The 20,599-nt window shown below is 44.0% G+C and carries 21 protein-coding genes, 1 pseudogene, 1 riboswitch and 1 other annotated feature; of the genes and pseudogenes, 12 read left to right on the forward strand and 10 right to left on the reverse strand.

Annotation, left to right across the window (positions count from 1 at the left end; all coding sequences use genetic code 11):
- Positions 1-9 precede the first annotated feature (9 nt).
- The 4 genes from R8389_RS00720 to R8389_RS00735 all read left to right on the forward strand — a co-directional run bounded on the left by R8389_RS00720 (position 10) and on the right by R8389_RS00735 (position 3,542).
- Complete coding sequence (locus R8389_RS00720; protein ID WP_317637602.1) at positions 10-747, forward strand: MerR family transcriptional regulator; 738 nt, start codon at positions 10-12, stop codon at positions 745-747.
- A 110-nt stretch (positions 748-857) separates the two neighbouring features.
- Entirely contained in the window at positions 858-1,967 is a 1,110-nt protein-coding gene (locus tag R8389_RS00725) for a YibE/F family protein (protein WP_317637603.1), read from the forward strand.
- A 1-nt stretch (position 1,968) separates the two neighbouring features.
- Complete coding sequence (locus tag R8389_RS00730) at positions 1,969-2,730, forward strand: YibE/F family protein (protein ID WP_317637604.1); 762 nt, start codon at positions 1,969-1,971, stop codon at positions 2,728-2,730.
- Positions 2,727-3,542, forward strand: coding sequence for an alpha/beta hydrolase (locus R8389_RS00735; protein ID WP_317637605.1), 816 nt, complete (start codon positions 2,727-2,729; stop codon positions 3,540-3,542). Before R8389_RS00730 ends, R8389_RS00735 begins: the two co-directional genes overlap by 4 nt.
- 145 nt (positions 3,543-3,687) lie before the next feature.
- Here R8389_RS00735 and R8389_RS00740 read toward each other — a convergent pair whose 3' ends face one another.
- The 6 genes and pseudogenes from R8389_RS00740 to R8389_RS00765 all read right to left on the reverse strand — a co-directional run bounded on the left by R8389_RS00740 (position 3,688) and on the right by R8389_RS00765 (position 9,360).
- On the reverse strand, positions 3,688-3,843 hold the full coding sequence (locus tag R8389_RS00740) for a hypothetical protein (RefSeq protein WP_317637606.1): 156 nt from the start codon (positions 3,841-3,843) through the stop codon (positions 3,688-3,690).
- Complete coding sequence (mgtA, locus tag R8389_RS00745) at positions 3,840-6,419, reverse strand: magnesium-translocating P-type ATPase (protein ID WP_317637607.1); 2,580 nt, start codon at positions 6,417-6,419, stop codon at positions 3,840-3,842. The genes R8389_RS00740 and mgtA overlap by 4 nt, the downstream gene beginning before the upstream one ends.
- 101 nt (positions 6,420-6,520) lie before the next feature.
- A riboswitch (M-box (ykoK) riboswitch) is annotated at positions 6,521-6,685 on the reverse strand.
- A 188-nt stretch (positions 6,686-6,873) separates the two neighbouring features.
- Positions 6,874-7,062 (reverse strand): annotated as a pseudogene (locus tag R8389_RS00750) (helix-turn-helix domain-containing protein); the annotation flags it as partial.
- A gap of 185 nt (positions 7,063-7,247) precedes the next feature.
- Positions 7,248-8,063 carry an amino acid ABC transporter substrate-binding protein gene (locus R8389_RS00755; protein WP_317637609.1) on the reverse strand — a complete coding sequence of 272 codons (816 nt, stop codon included), beginning with the start codon at positions 8,061-8,063 and terminating at the stop codon, positions 7,248-7,250.
- 11 nt (positions 8,064-8,074) lie between these two features.
- On the reverse strand, positions 8,075-8,707 hold the full coding sequence (locus tag R8389_RS00760; protein WP_317637610.1) for an amino acid ABC transporter ATP-binding protein: 633 nt from the start codon (positions 8,705-8,707) through the stop codon (positions 8,075-8,077).
- An 11-nt stretch (positions 8,708-8,718) separates the two neighbouring features.
- The gene (locus R8389_RS00765; protein ID WP_317637611.1) at positions 8,719-9,360 is read right to left on the reverse strand and encodes an amino acid ABC transporter permease; all 642 of its coding nucleotides are present in this window, start codon (positions 9,358-9,360) and stop codon (positions 8,719-8,721) included.
- A gap of 42 nt (positions 9,361-9,402) precedes the next feature.
- Positions 9,403-9,633: a binding site (T-box leader), on the reverse strand.
- A gap of 157 nt (positions 9,634-9,790) precedes the next feature.
- Between R8389_RS00765 and R8389_RS00770 the strand changes: the two genes are divergently transcribed.
- Positions 9,791-10,048: a hypothetical protein gene (locus R8389_RS00770; RefSeq protein WP_317637612.1), complete on the forward strand. Its 258-nt coding sequence runs from the start codon at positions 9,791-9,793 to the stop codon at positions 10,046-10,048.
- A 200-nt stretch (positions 10,049-10,248) separates the two neighbouring features.
- On the opposite strand, the gene R8389_RS00775 is transcribed toward R8389_RS00770, so the two are convergent.
- Together R8389_RS00775 and R8389_RS00780 are read right to left on the reverse strand one after the other, a co-directional pair.
- Entirely contained in the window at positions 10,249-10,734 is a 486-nt protein-coding gene (locus tag R8389_RS00775) for a hypothetical protein (protein WP_317637613.1), read from the reverse strand.
- Positions 10,735-10,744: 10 nt separating this feature from the next.
- Entirely contained in the window at positions 10,745-12,283 is a 1,539-nt protein-coding gene (locus tag R8389_RS00780; RefSeq protein ID WP_317637614.1) for an FAD-dependent oxidoreductase, read from the reverse strand.
- Positions 12,284-12,403: 120 nt separating this feature from the next.
- On the opposite strand from R8389_RS00780, the gene R8389_RS00785 reads away from it, so the two are divergent.
- Together R8389_RS00785 and R8389_RS00790 are read left to right on the forward strand one after the other, a co-directional pair.
- Positions 12,404-13,291, forward strand: coding sequence for a LysR family transcriptional regulator (locus R8389_RS00785; protein ID WP_317637615.1), 888 nt, complete (start codon positions 12,404-12,406; stop codon positions 13,289-13,291).
- A 23-nt stretch (positions 13,292-13,314) separates the two neighbouring features.
- Entirely contained in the window at positions 13,315-13,851 is a 537-nt protein-coding gene (locus R8389_RS00790) for a hypothetical protein (RefSeq protein ID WP_317637616.1), read from the forward strand.
- Between the two features lie 58 nt (positions 13,852-13,909).
- Here the strand turns inward: R8389_RS00790 and R8389_RS00795 are convergent, their stop codons facing one another.
- Positions 13,910-14,275, reverse strand: coding sequence for an aggregation-promoting factor C-terminal-like domain-containing protein (locus tag R8389_RS00795; protein ID WP_317637617.1), 366 nt, complete (start codon positions 14,273-14,275; stop codon positions 13,910-13,912).
- Positions 14,276-14,433: 158 nt separating this feature from the next.
- Here R8389_RS00795 and R8389_RS00800 point away from each other — a divergent pair, with 158 nt between their 5' ends.
- The 4 genes from R8389_RS00800 (at position 14,434) to R8389_RS00815 (ending at position 18,392) form a co-directional block, all read left to right on the forward strand.
- Complete coding sequence (locus R8389_RS00800) at positions 14,434-16,965, forward strand: M1 family metallopeptidase (protein ID WP_317637618.1); 2,532 nt, start codon at positions 14,434-14,436, stop codon at positions 16,963-16,965.
- 81 nt (positions 16,966-17,046) lie between these two features.
- Entirely contained in the window at positions 17,047-17,211 is a 165-nt protein-coding gene (locus R8389_RS00805) for a terminase gpP N-terminus-related DNA-binding protein (protein WP_317637619.1), read from the forward strand.
- Positions 17,212-17,400: 189 nt separating this feature from the next.
- Positions 17,401-17,580, forward strand: coding sequence for a hypothetical protein (locus R8389_RS00810; protein WP_317637621.1), 180 nt, complete (start codon positions 17,401-17,403; stop codon positions 17,578-17,580).
- On the forward strand, positions 17,562-18,392 hold the full coding sequence (locus R8389_RS00815) for an IS3 family transposase (RefSeq protein WP_317637622.1): 831 nt from the start codon (positions 17,562-17,564) through the stop codon (positions 18,390-18,392). Before R8389_RS00810 ends, R8389_RS00815 begins: the two co-directional genes overlap by 19 nt.
- A 63-nt stretch (positions 18,393-18,455) precedes the next feature.
- Here R8389_RS00815 and R8389_RS00820 read toward each other — a convergent pair whose 3' ends face one another.
- The gene (locus tag R8389_RS00820; protein ID WP_317637623.1) at positions 18,456-19,667 is read right to left on the reverse strand and encodes a L,D-transpeptidase family protein; all 1,212 of its coding nucleotides are present in this window, start codon (positions 19,665-19,667) and stop codon (positions 18,456-18,458) included.
- Positions 19,668-19,790: 123 nt separating this feature from the next.
- Between R8389_RS00820 and R8389_RS00825 the strand changes: the two genes are divergently transcribed.
- Complete coding sequence (locus R8389_RS00825) at positions 19,791-20,585, forward strand: DUF4931 domain-containing protein (protein ID WP_317637624.1); 795 nt, start codon at positions 19,791-19,793, stop codon at positions 20,583-20,585.
- Positions 20,586-20,599 lie beyond the last annotated feature (14 nt).

Raw genomic sequence — 20,599 nt, forward strand, 5'->3', positions numbered from 1 at the left:
TATTCTTTTATGACTAGTGACAAGCATCATTTTGAAGAATTAACCGCGCCGGCGGCGACTGCCAAAGAGTTGCAGATTAGTGTTGCGACCTTACGTAAGTATTCGCTTATCGTTGAGCGCGTTACCGGTAAAGCAGATTATTACGTCAGAACCAAGCAGAAAGCCCGGTTATACAGCAAGCAAGACTTGCAGGATTTAAAGGACTTTCATCAGTTGGCTCAAGAGCATGGTCTAACCTTGCAAGAGGCGGCCCAGCAAGTTTTTGCAGTTAGTGACCAGAATACAAAAACTGAAGCTGAAGACAAGGGCGCAAAACAGGAAGTAATGTCGACACCGCAAATGACCAAATTGCTTAATGCCTTCCAACAAACAATTGAGCAGCAAAATACGGAACTGGCTAATTTGCACCAGCAGTTAGACCGGATTGAAAAGCAAAATCAAGAACTCCTTGAAAACCAGCAAACTGCCGTTGATTCAGAAAAGTTGGCTGCCCTGCCGGATATTTCGGGGATTGTGAGTGAAACCGGCCTTGAGGCTGAAGTGCCAGTAGAGCGGCCGCTGACTGCAACCGAGAAGCGGGCTCAAGTTATGCAAGACGAACAAAAGCCTAGCGACCAAGTACACGAAGAAATTTTGTCTAAGGCCAAGGAAAATGCTGAAAAAATTGCTAATGACCACCGAACTTTAGCGGATATGCAGGTAGAACCAACAAAGCAGCATTGGTGGCATCGCTTTATTGATATGTAAATGAAAACGACTTTTAATAAAAGTCGTCTTTTTGATGAAATTTAAGTAAATTTTTAAGGAAGTGGACCTACTTTTGGGGTACAGTAAACAGAAGAGATCGGACTGATGAAATGAACAAGATTAAGCATCGCCATTTGCTTGCACTAGTTGTGGCCGTTATTGGACTGGTGTTAACAGCCGGGACTTACTTTGCCACTAATATTTATGTCAAAGATGATGTGGCGGTTATTACCGACAAGACAATCAAAGATACACTGGTGGAAAAAAGTACAGATGTCTATGGTAATAAGGATGAAACCAGAAAACAAGTCTTACACTTAAAGGTCTTATCAGGAGAGCACCAGGGTCGGCACTTTACGACGCAAAACTTTTACTATCCGTCCCAGCTAGTAACGCAAAAATATCGAGCGGGTCAGCGGATTTTTGTTAATATCAAAAAAGGTGAACCCGCCATCCAAAATCCGAAACGAGACTGGGTATTGGTGCTGGCGCTGACCGTTACAGCGGCTTTATTAATTGCCGTTTCAGGCAAAAAAGCGCTCGGTCTAATTGCTTCTATGACGCTGAGCTGGGTGCTCTTCTACCTGGTTATTATGCTGAACATTAAATTAAACGGTTCTTACATTGTCTTACTATTTGGTGTTGCCGATGTGGTCTTCTCCTTCTTCAGTCTACTGCTGGTACAGGGCTTTAATCGCAAGATGCTGGCAACCTGGGCCGCGACCCTGCTGGGGGTGTTTGTGTCGTTTGTTTTGTGTTATGTGATTATGCGCCTGACGGGCGAGTCTGAAATCAAGTATGAGACAGGTGACTATGCTACCCAAGATCCGCGCGGGATCTTCTTAGCCCAAACGCTATTGGGTATACTGGGTGCGGTTATGGATGAGGCAACGGATATCGTTTCCAGTCTGTATGAGTTAGTCCAGACTACGACAGACCTGACTGCCAAGCAATTAATTAATAGTGGGCGGACCATGGGGCAAGAGATCATGGGTCCGCTAATCAATGTTTTAGTGTTGATTTTTATGTCGGAAGCTTTGCCGCAGACAATTATTTATTTGCGCGATAATAACAGCCTTAAATCGGCCTTTGGTTTTACGTTGTCATTAGGGGTCACCCAGAGTGTTATTTCTGCCATTGGGATTGTTTTGACCGTGGTCTTTGCGACGGGTTGCAGTCTTTGGTTTTTGGAAAATAAACCAGCAAAGGTGGGTGAATAAAATGAGCACGTTAACAGCCTTATTAATTGTCCTAGCCGTCTTGATGGCTGTGGTTGGTGGTGAAACTGGAATTCGCAGTTTTTTCAGTGTCTTGATTAATACTTTACTACTAATTTTATTGGCCGTTTTTATTTCTTGGGGAATCAGTATTCCCATTCTCATTCTAATTTTTATTCCGCTAAAGCTGGTGACGATAATCTTCTTAGGTACACATGACTATCTAGTTGCCAAAAATTCCTTTTTTTCGGCATTGTGGATTTGCTTGACGGTCAGTGTACTGATTCTGGGCTTTGAGTGGTTGGCTCAAGCGGCCGGTTTGGGACCGGAGGCCGGTGAAATGCTGGTGGGCTTATCACAGATGCCAGGCCTTAGTTATCCCTTGATTGCAGTTGCGGTGGCAATTTTTTCAATGCTCGGTGCGGTTGCGGAGGCAGCCGTCGCAATGAGTTCGGGTTTGCTTGAAATCAAGAAGCACAAGCCGGAGATTTCGACTGCAGAATTACGGGCAAGTGGAGTTAAGATTGGCGATGACGTTTTGGGCACGGCCATGAATACGATTTTGTTTGGGATGTTTGGCAGCTTCTTATCGCTGTTTTTATGGTATATCCGCTTAAACTATACCTTGGGTGAGGTTTTGAACGAAAAAATGTTTGTTAATGAAGCGCTAATTATCTTGTATTCACTCATTGGTGTATTATTAACAGTACCATTATCAACCGCCTTGATCACAAGAGCAATGGCAAAAAATAAGGTGAAAAAATGAAAGTAACAGATTTAACATTAACTAACTTTAATGGACGTAAGTTCAAGGTTCATACCTACACTTTGGCGACAATTGGTGACTTGGTTACCCCCCAGCATCCACTGGCAATTGTGATTCCAGGTGGCAGCTTCGATCACCTCTCCAAGCGAGAGGGCGAACCCGTTGCACTTGCCTTTAACAATTATGGTTTCAATAGTGTGGTAATGGAATACAACTTGGTGCAGGAAGGAGACATTTACCCTGATGCGGGGCTTGATGTCTTAACGACGATCAAGTATTTCCGCGACCACGCCGCAGAATACCAGATTGATCCAGAAAAGATTGTGACCATTGGCTTCTCAGCTGGCGGCCATGTTGCAAGCTTTGCCAATAGCATGGCTAATGCCGCTGCTTATCAAGAACAGTTTGCCTTTAAGCAAGTAGATGTGTTGCCCAATAAGACCATTTTAGGTTATCCTTTGATTAACTTGGCTAAGTTGGGCTTTGAAGTTCCGGAAGGAGAAGTGGATCTGGTACCGGAGGATGAATTTATTAAAAACAGCTCGTTAGGGGTCACAAGTGACACACCGGCGACCTTCATCTTTCATGCTTGGGATGATCCAATTGTTTTAGTCACTAATACGTTGGAATATGTCACTGCTCTCCATGACCAAAACGTACCGTGCGAGGTTCATCTCTTTAACCGGGGCGGCCATGGTTTTTCGCTTGGCCGCACGGATATGGTCGTTAAGGGACAGGAGTGGCAAGATAATCCGCATGCCGCCCACTGGTTTGACCTGGCCCAAGAATGGCTGGCCAGCGAGTGGCAGTGAGAAAGGTGCACTGATAAATAGTTGAAATCGCAAAAGATAACCGCTGTCCGGTTATCTTTTGTTGCGTGACTAGTGCTAGTTTGAAAATCAATTGGATAAAATAAAACCCACCAGGAAGAATTGTCATTGCCTAGTGGGTTTTTGGTTAATTCATGATGGTATCAACCAGCATAAACGCACCTGAAGTGGTAAATAAAATTGCTGGTGCAAGCTGTTGATGCAATAACCAGGCGATTCCCAAGCCTATCCATGTTAGTGCAAGTGCGGTTTGGACAGGGTAAGTAATAGTTTTTCTTTTCATAATAATGCTCCTGTTTTGTTAATGTACCAGCGTTTGACGATGGTGACTAGGATAATGTAAGCAAGGCAGGTAACTGTCAGTAGGCACCAGAAACTAGCGGGTAAGGGGGACAACTGCAAGAACTGGCCAATTACTGTGAACGGCAGAACGGAACCGAAGACCAAGGCAAGTGAGGTTACCAAGGTGACGAGGCCAGCAGCGCGGCTTTGGATAAAGGGGATTTTTTCCGTGCGCAAAACGTGCAAGACCAGTGTCTGCGTCCAGAGCGACTCGACAAACCAACCGCTATTAAAGAGCTTGATGAAGTTTTGCTGCATAGTTCCTGAGGTTGCTCCGTAGCCATGTCCAATCACGGCTGGACAGATGATAAAATACATTGCTAAATAGGTGGTAATGTCAAAGACGGAACTAGTTGGACCAATATATTTCATGAAACTGGCAATGCTTTTAGCCTCCCATTTGCGCGGAACTTTTAGGTATTCGGGATCCATGTTGTCCCAGGGAATCGAGAGACAGGATAGATCATAGACCAAGTTGAGAAATAGTAATTGCATTGGCTGCATGGGTAGAAAGGGGAGAAATGCGCTGGCACATAAAACCGACAATACGTTACCAAAGTTAGAAGAGCAAGTTGCCTTGATATATTTCATAATATTGCCAAAGGTTTGTCGTCCGACCACAACGCCCCGTTCTAAGATCATTAAATCTTTTTGGAGTAAGACAATCGATGGTGCATCATTAATTCCATCACCTAAGAAGCCGACCACGTGACCATTATCACGGAGAGTCTTAACGATCAGTGCCTTCTGCTCGGGAGAGACTTTGACAAAAACGTTGCTGCTTTCGACTGCCTGACCTAATTCATGTGGACTGAAACTTTGGATGTCCCGTCCAGTGATAATATTGGTGACGTCGAAGCCAATGTTGCGGCACACGGCCTCTGTAACTGGGAGACTATCGCCAGTGATGATTTTAACTTTGGTTCCGTGTTCAGCTAACGCCTTAATGGCTTTGGCCGCGGTGTTTTTGGGTGGATCCAGAAAAGCTAGATATCCTAAGAAGATCATATTAGTTTCATCGGTTGTGGATAATTCATCACCTGCACTTGGCTGAGGATTATTTTTGATGGCCAGACCTAAAACTCGTAACCCGTCCTGATTTAAATCGGCTACCTGCTGCAAAATATTTTTCTTCCAGTCCTTGGTCAGGATTTCTTCTTGGCCGTGTGACAATACGCGATTAGACACTGAGAGCATTTCCTCGATTGCTCCTTTGGTGACCATTTGTACCAATCCATCAGCTGTTTCTACGATTGTGCTCATTCGGCGCCGGGAAAAATCGAAAGGCAATTCATCAATTTTTTCGTATTGCCGATCGTCAATTTTTAGTTCGCTTGCAGCCGCTTTAATAACTGCCTGGTCCATTAAATTTTTCAGGCCAGTTTGAAACCGACTATTTAAATACGCATATTTTAGAACCTGGTCTTCTTCCTGATGATTGACGTTATAATGATACTCTAAAATGATCTTGTCTTGGGTTAAGGTACCAGTTTTATCGGTACACAATACGTCCATGGCTCCAAAATTTTGGATTGAATTAACATTTTTTACAATGGTGCCACCCTTTGACATGCGCAAAGCTCCCCGCACTAAGTTGGTCGTTACAATTACCGGGAGCATTTCGGGGGTCAAGCCTACTGCGGTTGAAAGTCCAAATAACAATGCTTGCCCCCAATCGCCTTTGGTTAGACCATTCAGAATACAGACAATCGGGGCCATCACTGCCATGAAGCGAATGAGTAGCCATGACGTCTTGCTGATTCCCAGGTCAAAGTTAGTGGGGGTGGGTTTATTATTGGTGATGCTTTGGGTAACTTGTCCGAAACGGGTATTTTGTCCAACCGCGATCACTAGACCGGTTGCTGTCCCACTGACGACGTTACTCCCCATAAAGGCGAGTGTCGGATAATCGGTTATGTCTTCATAGCTGCCCTGCTGGTGTTTAGCACGTTTTTCAACGGGGTAACTTTCTCCCGTCAGCGCAGCCTGAGAAATGAACAAGTCCCGAGTGTTGATCAGCCGGATATCAGCCGGAATCATATCACCCGCCGATAGCTTGACTAAGTCACCAACAACTAAGTCTTCGAGCAGAATTTCCTGGAGCTCGCCATCACGATATACATCGGCTTTCACTTTGACCAATAATTGAAGCTTGTCAGCGGCATTGTTGGATTTAACTGTCTGAATTAAGGACATAACCCCACTGGTCAAAACCATGATTGAAATAATGATTGTCCCCGTTAGATCACGATCGGCTGGAGCACTCCAGAGATAATCGGTACAGAATGAGATTATCCCTAACACGGTTAATACAAGCGTAAACGGGGTGACAAAGGCTTGTAAAAATTGGACGGATAAGGGCGTTTTGCGCCGGTAAGCAAGTTTGTTGCTGCCGTACTTTTTACGGTGTTCGGCTAGGTCTTGTCGTCTGAGCCCGCCAGGCCCAGAAGCAAATACCTTTAATGCCAACTGCGGGGCTTGTTGGGCGACTCTGTTGTAATCTTCTGTCTTATACATAATAAAAAAACCTCCTGACAATTAAGTCAAAGAGGTTCCTACAAAAAGCCGCAATTATAAATACAGCAACAAAAATGCCGCGAATAAATCGCGGCTCCCTAAAATAAATCTTGTTATTTTAGCACTACCCGGCGTAAAGACGTCAGTCATTAGCTACTTGGGAAATAACCTTCGTTCGGTTATTTCTGTCCTATACATTGGCGTTTCGCAACGTTTCTGTACAGTAGCTTATGTCCGTGTAGGAGCCTCGTATATTAAATCAACGTTGTGAATTTACCATGCCAATTAGTTAATGTCAAGGAAGAATTATAATTAAATTGAAAATTGCAATTTTAAGTTGAACACCTTACTTGATTTGATAGATGCAATCTAATCTTCTCTTCTCTCATATAATTCATCGGGTGTGTGGTAGGCTAAGATTTTGCGCTGCTTGGGCATCATAGCGGTGCCGTTAACCATGGTATAAAGAAATTTGGCTCCGTTCAAGCTCATATTTCACGGTTGTGGGCGAACAAGTAAGACTAGCGGCAATTTGACGCAGGGACTGGCCCTGCTGGCGCAAGACTTGGATAAGCACGCGGTCTTGCCAAGCAAGATGTTGGCCCTTTTGGTGAGCAGATATGGTAGAATTAAGCGAGTTCATTGGCAACTTCTTTCTAGAATTTGGTGTGTTAATTACATTCTATCAGAGAAGTCCAATGGACTTTTTTTCATTTTCTAATCAGGGCAAGTGTTCAACTTCATTTTACAATTTACCATGATTTTTAAGTTCTTATTTCAATCCACTTGGATTGAAACTAGCAAAAGATAAATCGTTAACTTTTTGACTTAGTCTGGGCGCTCTGTGCCAAACCACTTATGTTTAATTTTGGCTAGTTTACCGGACCTTTTTAAGGTTTTAAGGCCAGCGTTAAGCTTGCGCGATAATTCGCGGTCGGACTTTCTGATCCCAACGACAAAACTTTCATGCTTAAAGTTACCAGCTACCAGTTTGTACCTGGCAGGATTGCGGTCATGGGACAAATAATAGTCGGCGTACGTCCGATCGATTAGTAAACCGTCAATTCTACCCGCGTTCAAGTCCATAAAGGCTTCGTTAAAGCTATCATATAGAACAGGGGTCCGGTTTTGGATGAAGTCTTTCAAGAGCTGGGGTTGTTGTTCGAAGCGATCATAACCGGAAGACCCGTTTTGTACGCCCAGTCTCTTCCCCTTCATGTCGTTAAACCGGCGAATACCCCTTTTTTTGAGGGCGACGATAACTTGGTCATTTTTCATGTAGCTGTTGCTAAAGTTGACTTTTTTAGCTCTTTCAGCCGTCTTGGAATAACCGTTCCAAATCAGGTCAATGGTCTGATTTTGCAACTCGTTTTCCTTCATGGACCAGTCAATCGGTTGAAAGTCGACCTTAACCCCGTATAAGTTAAAGACAGCCCTGGCCAGGTCAACATCAAAGCCCACAATCTGCCCAGCCTTATTCTGGAAACCTAGTGGTACAAATGTATCATCAAGGCCGACAATGACGCGCTTGGTGGCCTTAATGCGCGGCCACTGGTCAGTGTTGGTTTTAGCCCGGCCACAAGCAGTTAGCAGGGGGAAAAGCAAAAATAGCAGTAGCGGTAGCCAAATTTTTTTCTTCTTCATGGTGACCTCCCTTAAATTGCTTCCACTTTCAACATCTCATCGGCGATGTGCTTGGCAAAGTCAAAATCATGGGTCACCACGATTTGTGTAATGCCTTGTTCTTTCAGGGTCAAGATTACCTTTTCCACTTGTTCACGCAGCTCGGGGTCAAGGGCACTGGTCGGCTCATCATAACCGATTACCTTAGGCTTCATGGCTAGGGCCCTAGCCAAGGCAACCCGCTGCTTCTGTCCGCCCGACAGCTGGTAAGGAAACAGTTCTTCCTTGCCAGCTAGCCCCAAATCCGTCAGCAAATTTTGGGCTTGAACAATACTGGCTTTTTTAGACTGCTGTAAAACCAGACGCGGGGCCAGAGTGATGTTTTCGATAACGGATAGGTGGGGGAATAACTGAAAGTCTTGAAAGACAATGCCCACCACTTGATCGGCATTGGCCATTTGCGCGGGGTCGAAGGGCACACCGTCCATCGTTAATTCGCCGGCATCAATCGTTTCCAGTCCGGCCAGGCAGCGCAGCAAAGTTGTTTTTCCGGCACCGGAAGGACCAACAATGGCAAGGATTTCGCCATCCGTAATTTCTAGGTTTAAATTGGCAATAATTTTGCGACCATTAAAGCTTTTAACTAAGTTTTTGATTTTAAGCATGGATCGTCCTCCTACTTGTAATACTGATAGTGCTTTTCTAGTTTTCTTGCTAGAAAGGTCAAACAAGCGGTTAATAGCAAGTAGATGAAACCGACTAAAAAGAGGGGGATTAGGGTAACATCGCGGCTCATGGCAATTTGGCCGGCCCGCAATAAGTCGCCCAAGCCTAAAACGTAAATTAGCGAGGTATCCTTGACGAGGTTAATAACCTCATTGCCGATTGAGGGCAGCACGATCTTGATTACTTGGGGCAGAATAATTTTCGTAATGGTCTGCTTTTTGGTCAAGCGGAGTACTTTGGCCGCTTCATACTGACCCTCTGGAATAGACTGGATGCCCCCACGGAAAATTTCGGCAAAGTAGGCCGCATAGTTGAGAAAAAAGGCAAATAGGGCTGCATCATACCGTTCAAAGACAATGCCCATTAACGGTAGACCATAAAAGACAAAAATCAATTGGAGCAATAAAGGGGTCCCGCGCATTAACCAAATATAAAAATTGATTAGCCAGCGCAGAGGCTTAACCCTTGTCAGTAGGGCAAAAGAAAGCAATATCCCGAGCGGAACGGAGCTTAAAAAGGTAAAGCAAAATACTTTCAGGGTCATTCCAACACCATTAAACAAGGCTGGAAAAATTTCTAGAGCATAGTTCATTTAATTTCTCCTTAAAACAAAAAAGTCCTTTAGCTCTAAGAGCTAAAGGACGAATAACCGTGGTTCCACCTTTGTTCGCTATTGCCTCGCGACAATAACCTCAAGAAGTCTAGCAACTTCTACAGCGCTAACGGGCCAGCCCGTCCCCTCTTACTAACTTTCAAAGGAGATACTTCCAGATGTGATTCACTTTATTCTTCTGCCTTTTTCCATCAACCAAAGGTTCTCTGTTCTAGAATAAAATAAAGCTACTCTTCTGTTCAAAGTAGTTAATTTTTATCTATGTTACCTGATTATCCGATATTTTAAAAGACCTGTTTTTTTCAGGGAGATTAATTACCAAAAAATCAACTTTTTTCAGCTCATGTCTTGCAATTATTTTATAAAGGTATATAATACGCATATTTACATCGAAAGAAGGGACATGGTTTTGAAGTTGACCAAGATAAAAATTTTAACAGCGGTAAACGGTTTATTAACTTTGAGTAGTCTAATCATGTTATTCTTTGGATTATGCAATCAAGTTAATGAGCCCCATCGTCTGCTTAATGAAAGCCAGACGTTTACATTGAACGGCAACAGCATGATGATTATGGGTGCGGTGGTTGCATTTACCGTATTTGGCTTAGCCTTTTTTGCTACTTGGCTGCGATGTGGACGCGTGAAGGCCCACTTGTCTCACCACTAGTATTAAGTTAAGAAACTGTGCTTTAGGATAAAGCACAGTTTTTTGGTGGACAAAGTAGAGTCTGGGGTAAAAATCAAAGCTAATCAAAAAGACTGATAAATCACGGTAATAAACGGTGATTTATTAGTCTTTTTAAATTATGGAATTTTTTAGTTTAAGTTAAGGAGCATTTTTTCCAGATTTTGCATGATCGTATTCAGTTAACGCTCAAGTGCTGGTGTCGGTACGAATTTTTGGGCAATCGTCTTACCCAGCCAAACACCAATAAATGAAGCAAAATAAGAAACGATGAAACAGGGCAACCAGGCCTTGGCGCAACTTTGCAGATAGACCGTCATTCTAGCGGCTTTCGGAATAGCATCATGGTAAAAAATGCTGGTGCCGGTACAAATCAAGGTATTGCAGCTGTTTAAAACGATAGAAGGGATGAGTGCTTGAAGCAACTTAAAAAGTGGGCTGTCCGTTTGGACGGGGAACAAGTTAGCAAACCAATCGCCCCAAGCGTTATAGGGCACGAATAAACTGACCACAAAAACAATTAAGTTTATTTCAGCTGTAAGTTCAAATAAGTTGACCCAGTTAAAGGGGAGGGCATTTAAAACAATGATAAACATGGCCATCACGAGTCCCATGAAGAGGGCTAAGACAGAGGTTAGAACGGTCCCAAAGTGACTTTTATAAAACATCAGTTGGCTCCTAATTATTGAGGTATTGAACAGCATGTTCTGCTGCCATCCGCCCTGAATTCCAGGCAAAAGCACAGGTTACGCCCTCAACGTCCGAGTATGAATTATCATACATCCCAGTAGCATTGGCGCCAACAACATAGACACCTGGAATAACTTGCTCATTTTCACCAATTGCCCGACAATTTTCATCAATTTCGATGCCACCAATTGTTCCTAGAACAGCTGAGCGGACTTTAATGGCATAAAATGGTCCGTGGTCAACCCCAAATTGCAAGAGGACCTTGTCCTTGTTGAATTCTGGGTCATACTGATTGGCGATTGCTTCGTTGTAACGTGCTACCGTACTTTCCAAGTTACTTACGGGTACGCCCATTTGTTGGGCTAATTCCGTTAAGTCATTGGCTTTCAGTACATAGCCATCGGTCGTTGCCTGCTGCCAGTCACGGTCTAGAGTTGATAGCGGACCAGTAGTGGCATCACAACTCCATTGCCGCATTAGCTGGGTCGGTTCGTTAACGTCTTCAGGTTTTAAGCTATCGATGAAGTTCTTGGCAGCGCCATAGCGCGTGTATGAATTCAACATCGGAACTTTTTCTTGGCTAAATTTATCAAGAGTTGCCTGGTCCAAAATTTCAAAATACTTACCGTTTTGTTTGGCCGTCACATTTCCCCACAGCACACTGTCGTAGACGACCCGTTCGTCGGTAAATCGCTCACCGCGGCGGTTAACCCAGAGCAATGGCAAAGAATATAGTTGATTAATCGAATAATTTCCCTCTTCGCCGCCGGTAGCCTCAAAAGTAGGGTAAACACAGGCATTGTGGTTTTGGAAGTTATAAAAGCCGCGCATCTGGCCCCCAACCGCATGAACCATTTGAATACCATCACCGGTAGCCTTAGTTTCTCCGGCAACATACCAGTCACTAATATCCTGGTCGACGTATTTTTTGACCATTTCTGTGTTACCAATGAAGCCGCCATCAGCGACGATTACTACCGGTGTATTAGCTAGCAGGCTTTGACCATGATGCTCATATTTAACCCCAGTTAGTTTTCCCGCAGTCATAACTAATTCTTGACCACTTGCCTTAGTTAAGACGTCACCGCCATGCGCTTGAAAATAGCTGACCAAGTTGTCAAAAGAGTTAAGCTTATCAATAAACATATGGTAAGTTCCAGGCTTGCCCCAATGGTAGTCCTGCACATCTCCGACTAATAAAGTCTTCAAACCATGATCTTGGAGCCAGTCGATCGTGTCCGCTGACTTGTCAATAAACTTACGGACTAGCAGGCCATTATTACGCCAATGAGCCCAGCTCATGAGGTGATGGAACATGTCATCACGCGTGGTATAATCGCCAGCATTAATCTGTTGTTGCGACTCAATAGCAAAAATACCTTCAGCTGCCCACTTAGAAGCGCCACCCCAGTCTTGTCCTTTTTCTAACGCTAAGACGGACTTTCCTTGCTCAACTAACTCTACACCGGCAGCTAGTCCGGCGCCACCTAACCCAATAATTACTGCATCATAATTTTGCTTAGCCATCTTTCAATTCCTCCATAGCTAAATTAATTAAATTTATCACAAGCTTATAATATAGCGTTTACAAACTTCATAATAGGCATTATTCTTTTGGATAGAGGAAAAAAGATTTCGGGTGGTATGATGGATTCAAACCAATTACAAAACTTTATTGCGGTAGTTGATGCTGGCAGTTTTCAAAAGGCAGCGAAGTTGAAATTTTTAACGCAACGAGCCATCTCAATTAGCATGGCTCAACTGGAAGCTGAATTAGGTTTTAAGTTGTTTTTGCGCGGAAAAAACAAAATCGTGGTGACACAGGCGGGACAACAATTCTATGCCCATGTGCGTGACATGATGCAAAACTTAGGCTCAACGATTGAAATTTTAAAAACAAACCAGCAGGCGGAGTATCAGGAGCTAAATATCGGCTATTTTTCTCCTTTTGATGGGCTCTTGTTAGCTCAGCATCTCAACGCAACGCAACTAAAAGGAAAGGTAAAAATCAATGTTAGTGAAGAAAGTGTCGAAAATCTGATTTCAGATGTGGTGCTGGGTGTTTTGGATGGAGCTTACGTGATGGATTACCATAGCCAGAATTCTTACTTAAAACACCCGCTGCAAACGACGACGATTTTTAACAATCAAATTATGATTGGGATTAGTCGGCAAAATCCCTTGAGCCAGATGCCATTTTTAGATGTCGAAATTTTAAGCCAGTACCCGCTACTTTATTATGCACCTGAAGATTCGAATTATATTAAGAATGGTTTTGTCAGCCATCTCCATCTTGAACTTAAGCAACTGGATATTAGGCGCGCGCCCAGTATTGAGCATATGCAGCTTCTTGTAGCTGCCAACCAAGCAATTGCCCATTATGCGGGTGGGCTAATTGATTTGCCCTTAAACCAGCGGGTCGCTTATCTTCCGTTGGACGGTGTGGATACCAGTTACTCAATCCAGTTTATCTACCAAAAGCAAGGGCCCAAAGCCGACTTAATTAAGAAGTATCTGTCGGTTATTCAGCAGTAAAAATCAGATATCATGAGGTAACGATGATGAATAAACTTAAAAGCACGATGTACGACCCATTTTTGCCCACCTTGTTAATCTCGATGCATGGCGAATATGTTCAGCAAATCCTGCAAGGGCAGAAGATTATTGAATACCGCAAGCGTTTTTTTAAAGACAGTTTCCAGGCCTTTGTCTATACTACCGGGAGCAGGGGCGGAATTCAGCTTTTCCTGAAATGCAGTCCCGCGATTAGCAGTGATGCTGCTACTCTGGCCAAGATCGGGCAAGTCATCCAGGGCGATGAATATACGGAAATCTATGATTACTTCAAGGAAAAAGATGAGGGTTGCATTATTCCGATTGTCGAAACTTGTGAAATCGCCAAAGTTTCACTGGCCCAGTTACGTAGTCTTGAGCCCGCGATTACGATGCCACAAAATTATCTTTTTTTGGAGCGGCCAGAAAAGAAAAAAATTTTTGACTTTTTAATTAATCAAAGTTGTCAAAATAAGCAAGTCCACGATTGGGCTGAGCGCTTTAAGCAAATTCAGCAGGTGGTTCAGCCAAGAAGCAGATAAAAACACAGCTTAGTAAGTAACTAAGCTGTGTTTTATGAGCACAAAATTATTGGAGTTTTTAGTACCAGCGGTTGACCAGCCAAAACTTCTTGGCATTAACCCATGAACCATATCGGCTGTATACGTAGTTGTCAGCCGTTTGTTCTTGATTTTTCGGAGATAAATCACCACGGAGGTAAGCAACATTTAATTGGTATTTGCCGTAACAAACACCGTTTTTAGCATTATATTTGCCGCCTGATTCGTGTTGAGCGATCCATCTTTTGGCAGCTTGTTCTTTCTTTGATAACTTTCTTGCGGCTTGAACGGTTTGAACGCTTGCATCACTATTACTAGTTTCGATAACTGCAACCAAGCTAAACGTAAGCGCCAGCGCTGCGATTAACTTTAAAATCAAACTTTTACTTTTCTTCAATTTGTTCATTCCTCATAATTAATTCAAATCTTATTATCGTCCATGATACACAGCCAATGTTTCATTGCTGTTACAGAAAGAACACGCATCGCTTACAATCAGCTTTTAATGTTATCTTGGGGTAACTTTGGTAGAATTAAGACAATAAACTATTTAGGAGGCAGAATATGTCAGAAAAACATTTTTATGAAACTTTTCACCCTGAACACTATGAGCTGTTAATTGACGTTAATCGTAAGCAAAAGACCATTACTGGTACTACAACCATTACTGGTGAGGCAATGGAAGACACCATTTTGGTTAACCAAAAGTACATGACCATTACGGCGGTGAAGTGCGGTGGCCAAAGTCTGCCCTTCACTGTTGATGACGAGCGTGAAGCCATTAAGATCAGTCTTGGTAAGACGGGTCAAGTAACAGTTGAAATCGCTTATACGGCTCCCTTGACTGATACGATGATGGGCATTTACCCGTCATATTACACCCTTGATGGAGTAAAAAAGCAGATTATCGGTACGCAGTTTGAAACTACTGCGGCCCGCCAGGCCTTTCCTTGTGTCGATGAGCCAGAAGCAAAGGCGACTTTTTCACTTGCCCTGAAATATGATGAGCAAGCCGGCGAGACTACGATTGCCAACATGCCTGAAGTTAAAGTCGAAAACGGCGTTCACTATTTTGCTGAAACAGTCAGAATGTCTAGCTACCTAATTGCCTTTGCCTTTGGTGACTTACAGTCCAAGCTGACTGAAACTAAGGATGGGGTAAAGGTTGGAGTTTTTGCCACTAAGGCCCACCAGGCTAAGGAATTAGACTTTGCTCTGGACATTGCCAAGCGCGCAATCGAATTTTATGAGGATTTCTACGAAACAAAATACCCTCTGCCTCATTCCTGGCAACTAGCTCTGCCAGACTTTTCTGCTGGTGCAATGGAAAACTGGGGCTTAATTACTTACCGTGAGGCTGCTATCTTACTCGATCCAGATAACGCGACGGTTGAGCAAAAAATCTATGTAGCAACAGTCATCGCCCATGAGCTGGCCCACCAGTGGTTCGGCGATCTGGTTACGATGAAATGGTGGGACGACCTGTGGCTCAATGAAAGCTTTGCCAACATGATGGAGTATGTTTCAGTCGATGCATTAGAGCCAGAATGGCATGTTTGGGATAATACCTACCAGATATCTGAAGTTCCGGCAGCCTTGCGGCGAGATGCAACAGATGGTGTCCAATCCGTTCACGTGGAAGTTGAACATCCAGCTGATATTGATTCACTTTTTGATAGTGCCATTGTTTACGCTAAGGGGTCGCGGATGCTGGTCATGGTGCGGGCCCTGATGGGTGATGACGCCTTGCGTCAGGGGCTCAAATACTACTTCAACCAGCACAGCTACGGTAATGCAACGGGCGACGACTTGTGGAATGCCTTATCTACCGCGACTGACCTCGACATTGGTAAAATCATGCACACTTGGCTGGATCAGCCGGGCTACCCAGTAGTTAGGGTCAAGGTTAATGACCAAGGACACCTGGTTCTGCACCAGCAACAATTCTTTACTGGCGCTGGCCAGGATATAGGGCGGAAGTGGGCAATTCCTTTGAACGCTAACTTTACCGCACCGCAGATTATGGAGGATCCCGATCTTGATCTGGGTGACTACCAGGAACTGCGCGCAGCAGCAGGGCATGCGCTGCGCCTTAACGTGGGCAATAGCTCACACTTCATTGTTAATTATGATGAAACCTTGATGGCAGATATTATGGCTAGCCTTGACGTCCTCCAGCCAGTTGACCAATTGCAGCTACTTCAAGACCTGGGGCTGCTGGCTGAAGGCAAGCAGATTTCCTTTGCTGAACTGGTACCGCTTTTGCCTAAGTTTGCCGATTCTCGTTCAAACATTGTCATCAACGCAATGTTTAATGCAGCTGAAAAATTACGGATGTTCACTAAACCAGATTCAGCGGCAGCAAAGAATTTGCAGTCCTTTACCCACAAGCTGGCGCACCAGCAAATGGCTCGCCTTGGGTGGCAACCTAAAGCGGCAGACAATGCTGATGACCGATTAATCAGACCAATGGCCTTGTCAGCTGAACTATACGCTGAAGACCAGGCAACGATTGAAGCAGGCCACCAACTTTTTATCGCCAATGAGCAAAATCTGGCAGCCATTGATGCGGCGATTCGGCCCTATGTGTTGATTAATGAGGTCAAGAACTATCATAAGTCCGGCTTGATTGATCATCTGCTAGAGGAATACCAAACGACTGTTGACCCATATTACAAGGGTGACTTGCTGGCTGCAATCCGGTCAGCTAAAGATGCCAACGATCTTAAGCAAGTCGTTGCCAACTTCAAAAATGCCGATATCATTAAACCGCAAGACTTACGCAGTTGGTACTTCGGTGTCTTGGCTAATGCTAAAGGTGAGCAAGCCGCTTGGGATTGGTTACGGCGTGAATGGTCCTGGCTGGAGAAGACAATTGGTGGTGATATGGAATTTACTACCTATATCACGATCACGGCGCGGGCGTTCCATACGGCTAACCGACTCAAAGAATTCCAGGAATTCTTTGAGCCGAAGGTTGATCAACCTGGCTTAGGCCGTGAAATCAAGATGGATACCAAGGTGATTGCGACCAAGGTAGACTTGGTTGAAAACGAGCAGGATGCAGTTAATAAGGCAGTTCAAGCCGCAATCTGATGGAATTAAAGACAAAGAAAAAGCATTACCAATGAAGTTAACCCTCTAGATTGGACCAAAATCCATCTGGAGGGTTTTACTATGGTTAAATTTACCGTTGAACAAAAATTACAAGCACTTAACTTGCTCAAAGAAGGCTATAGCAGCTGCTCTGTGGCCCAAATAATTGGTGCTGGCTCACATCAAACAATTGATACTTGGGCAGGGCAATACCAGCACTTTGGCGTGCAGGGTTTAGAAATTTAGCGCACTTGGCAAAATTATCGTGGTCAATTCAAGCTCCAAGTCTTAAACTGGAGAAAAGAACATGACGAGACCTATCAAAATACCGCCATTCACTTCAAGATTTCCTCCCCTAGCTTAATTTATACTTGGGAAAAACGTTTTGACGAGGGCGGACTTGATGCACTCTTTACCAAACGAGGCCGACCACCGATGAATAAATCACCTAAAAAACCAGGTAAGTATACCAGCAGCGAGTTATCTGAATTAGAGCGGCTGCGCTTAGAAAATCGCCAGCTCCACATTGAGAACGACTACTTAAAAAAAGTCGAGGCCTTAGCTCGGCGCAAAGACGCTCAACGCAAGAAGAACTATTGCACTATAGCTTTTTAGCCAAGAGCACCTATGAGTATCACCCGCGCAGCAGGCGGAAAAGTTACAACGATCTGGCTTTACTGTCGCTAATTAAAGTGGTTAAAAGGCATAATCCCAGCTTTGGCTACCTGCCCATGACTGATACGCTAAAAATCAAGTATGGTCTCAAGGTAAACCATCAGCGGGTTTACCGGTTGATGAAAGAACAAGGTCTGCTGGCGTGCAAATACAACCTGCGTGCAGGCAAGTATGATTCATCCAAGGGTCCTCAAGGCAAGAAGGCCAAGAATCGCTTCCACCAAAAGTTTAAGACGAATCGGCCCTATCAAAAGATAGTCACCGATATTAGCGAGTTTCGCTATGGCAATAAGAGCATGAGTGAACGGATATATTTCTCACCTTTTAAAGACCTTTACAGTGGTGAAATCATCAGCTACACCATTAGTCAGCGGCCACAGACCAAGTATGTGCTGGATGGACTCAAACAGGTTTTGGTCAGCCGGCCTAAACTGCCTTACCGCATGACGATTCACAGCGACCAAGGCATTCAATACCAGTCCAAAGCATATTGCCAGACCCTAAAGCAGCATCACGTTTTTCAAAGCATGTCGCGGCGAGCCACCTGCCACGACAATGCGGCCTGCGAGAGTCTCTTTCACATCATGAAGGTTGAGTTAGACTACTACACCTATACCTATCCTACTAAGAAGGTGCTGCAGGAGGCCATGGAAAAGTGGATCAAATACTACAATCAAACTAGAATAAGGCACACGCTAAAAGGCCGCACCCCGATTGAATATCGGAACACGGCCTTAGCAAATATGAAATAATGTTAATGTCCAATTCTAGGGGGTAACTTCACAAAGCAGGTAATGCTTTTTTCTATTATTAAGTTAGTCATAAATAATAACGGCCTCGTGCTTGCTGACATTTTGCCAAACTCGTTTAATTTCGTTTGGCTTGATGTTAATACAACCGTGCGAGCCACCACGTAAGTAGGCGGTCTTAGACCAGTCACCACGCCAAGCAGCATCATGTAATCCGCAGCCACTTAGCGTAAACGGCATCCAGTACTTAACCGGTGAGGCGTACTTGGAGCCATCGTTATTGAGGCCGCGTAAGACAGTGTGTTTTTTCTTATAGTGGATGTACCAGACACCTTGCGGAGTGCGGTTACCCTTGTTGCCGTCCTTAGTGCCAGTTACCACGTCAGTTAAGTGCACGGCTAGTTTACCATTTCTAACAATCCAAAGTTCTTGCCTTTTTAGGGAAACTACAATGTAATTATCGCCAATACCATGGTTACTCTCGCCGTAGCCTAGGCCGTAGGTGCTGTAACCCAGGCCATAAATGTAATTCTTCCCGTCAAGGCTCTTGGTCCCATTCAAAAAGGCTTGTTCAACGGCTCCTTGGGCTTTTTTAACATTGACCGCCCACCCGTAACTCTGATTCTTAACCGTGATTTGCTGTTGGTTCAACTTGTTTTTGACCGGGACGGCAAACTGATAGCTCTTGTGGAAGGTCGAGACGGTCTGGTCAATAGCACTTAATTTGGCAGTTAGGCTTTCAGAATTAATGAAAGTGTATTTGCCGTTTTTGTAGATGGCCTTGTCAATTAAGGTCCGTGCTTTTAAGGTGTAGGTCTTGCCTGCAACGTGATAGTCAACGGTGGCGCGGCTGACATTTTGCATCTTGTTGCGAGCAGTATCTAGTTCCGAATAGTGGTAAGTGTAATCCTGTTTGTTGGGCATGGCGGTGTGTTGTTGGTTAAAATAGTTGGCCACGGTCTGGTGGTCAATAGTATTAATACCAGGGTCGCGCTCAATTGTGACCTTACCCTTTTCCAGAACCACAATGTTATTGGCCCGCTGATTAATCTTCTTAGTTGCTTTAGCGACCGTCAGATTACCGACGTCTACCCCATAGATACTGACGTTAGGATTAAAATGGTTAGTAGCAAATTCTCTGGCTTGCTTTTGAGTAGCAGTGTGATGGTTGTATAAAACGACGCCAAAGACGACTGCCAAAATCAAGACGCCAGCAATGATAATCAAGTAGAGATTACTGCGATTATGATATTTCTTAAGGTTTTTTCTAGATTGCATAACTTACCTACCGTAAATGTAACTATAAAATAATTGCGAAAATAATTGCGGTTTAAGTTTATCATCTATCACGAAGCTAGTAAAATACAATGGTTAGGAAAAGTATTTTTAAGGAGACGGGTAATGGATGACGAACCGCTAATTTTTGATGTTAATATTGCTAAAGACAAGCCTAATTCCTATCATAAGACCAGAGAAGATTTGGGGTGCCCTTTTTGTCAAGTTGCTACTTTAACCGACATTTATGAGCGTCAAGGGGAAATGATCTGGCTACGTAATAAGTTTCCTACCTTACAAGCAACCGTCCAGACGGTGTTAATTGAGTCAAGTGACCACAATGGTGACATTACTACTTATACGGCCAGCCATAACCGTGAACTAATGCACTTTGCACTCAAGTGTTACAGGCAGATGGTCGCTAGTGAACAATTTAAGTCGGTGCTGTGGTACAAAAACTTCGGCCCTAATTCTAGTGGTTCGCTGACCCATCCCCACATGCAGCTCGTGGGCTTAAAAAAGCAGGATGGTTATCGCCATCTGCAGCCGGACAACTATAAAGGAATTAGTCTGTTTAATAATCACAGGGTAGAAGTAAACGTTGCGACCCATCCCGTGCATGGCTATGTGGAGTTGAACTTTAACTTGCTAGCAACATCTGGCGTTGATTGCTGGGCCGACTGGATTCAGAGCGGTGCCAAATACCTGCTTAATGTCCTGTCTAGTGGTCGCTGTGATTCCTATAACTTGTTTTTTTATCCATTAGAGCAGGGCGGTACCTGTGCCAAGTTGATTGCTCGTTTTCCTGCTTCGGCCTACTTTGTTGGTTATAAGTTGTCTCAAGTTGATGATGAAAAGAAGCTTAATGAAGAAGCAAAACGATTTAAGCAATTTTTTGCTAACGGCTCCAAGCTAGTTTGAACAAGTTTTGGGCT

Origin of the sequence: Lactobacillus xylocopicola, from assembly GCF_033096005.1 — a bacterium.
In the GTDB taxonomy this organism is placed as follows: Bacteria; Bacillota; Bacilli; order Lactobacillales; family Lactobacillaceae; genus Lactobacillus; species Lactobacillus xylocopicola.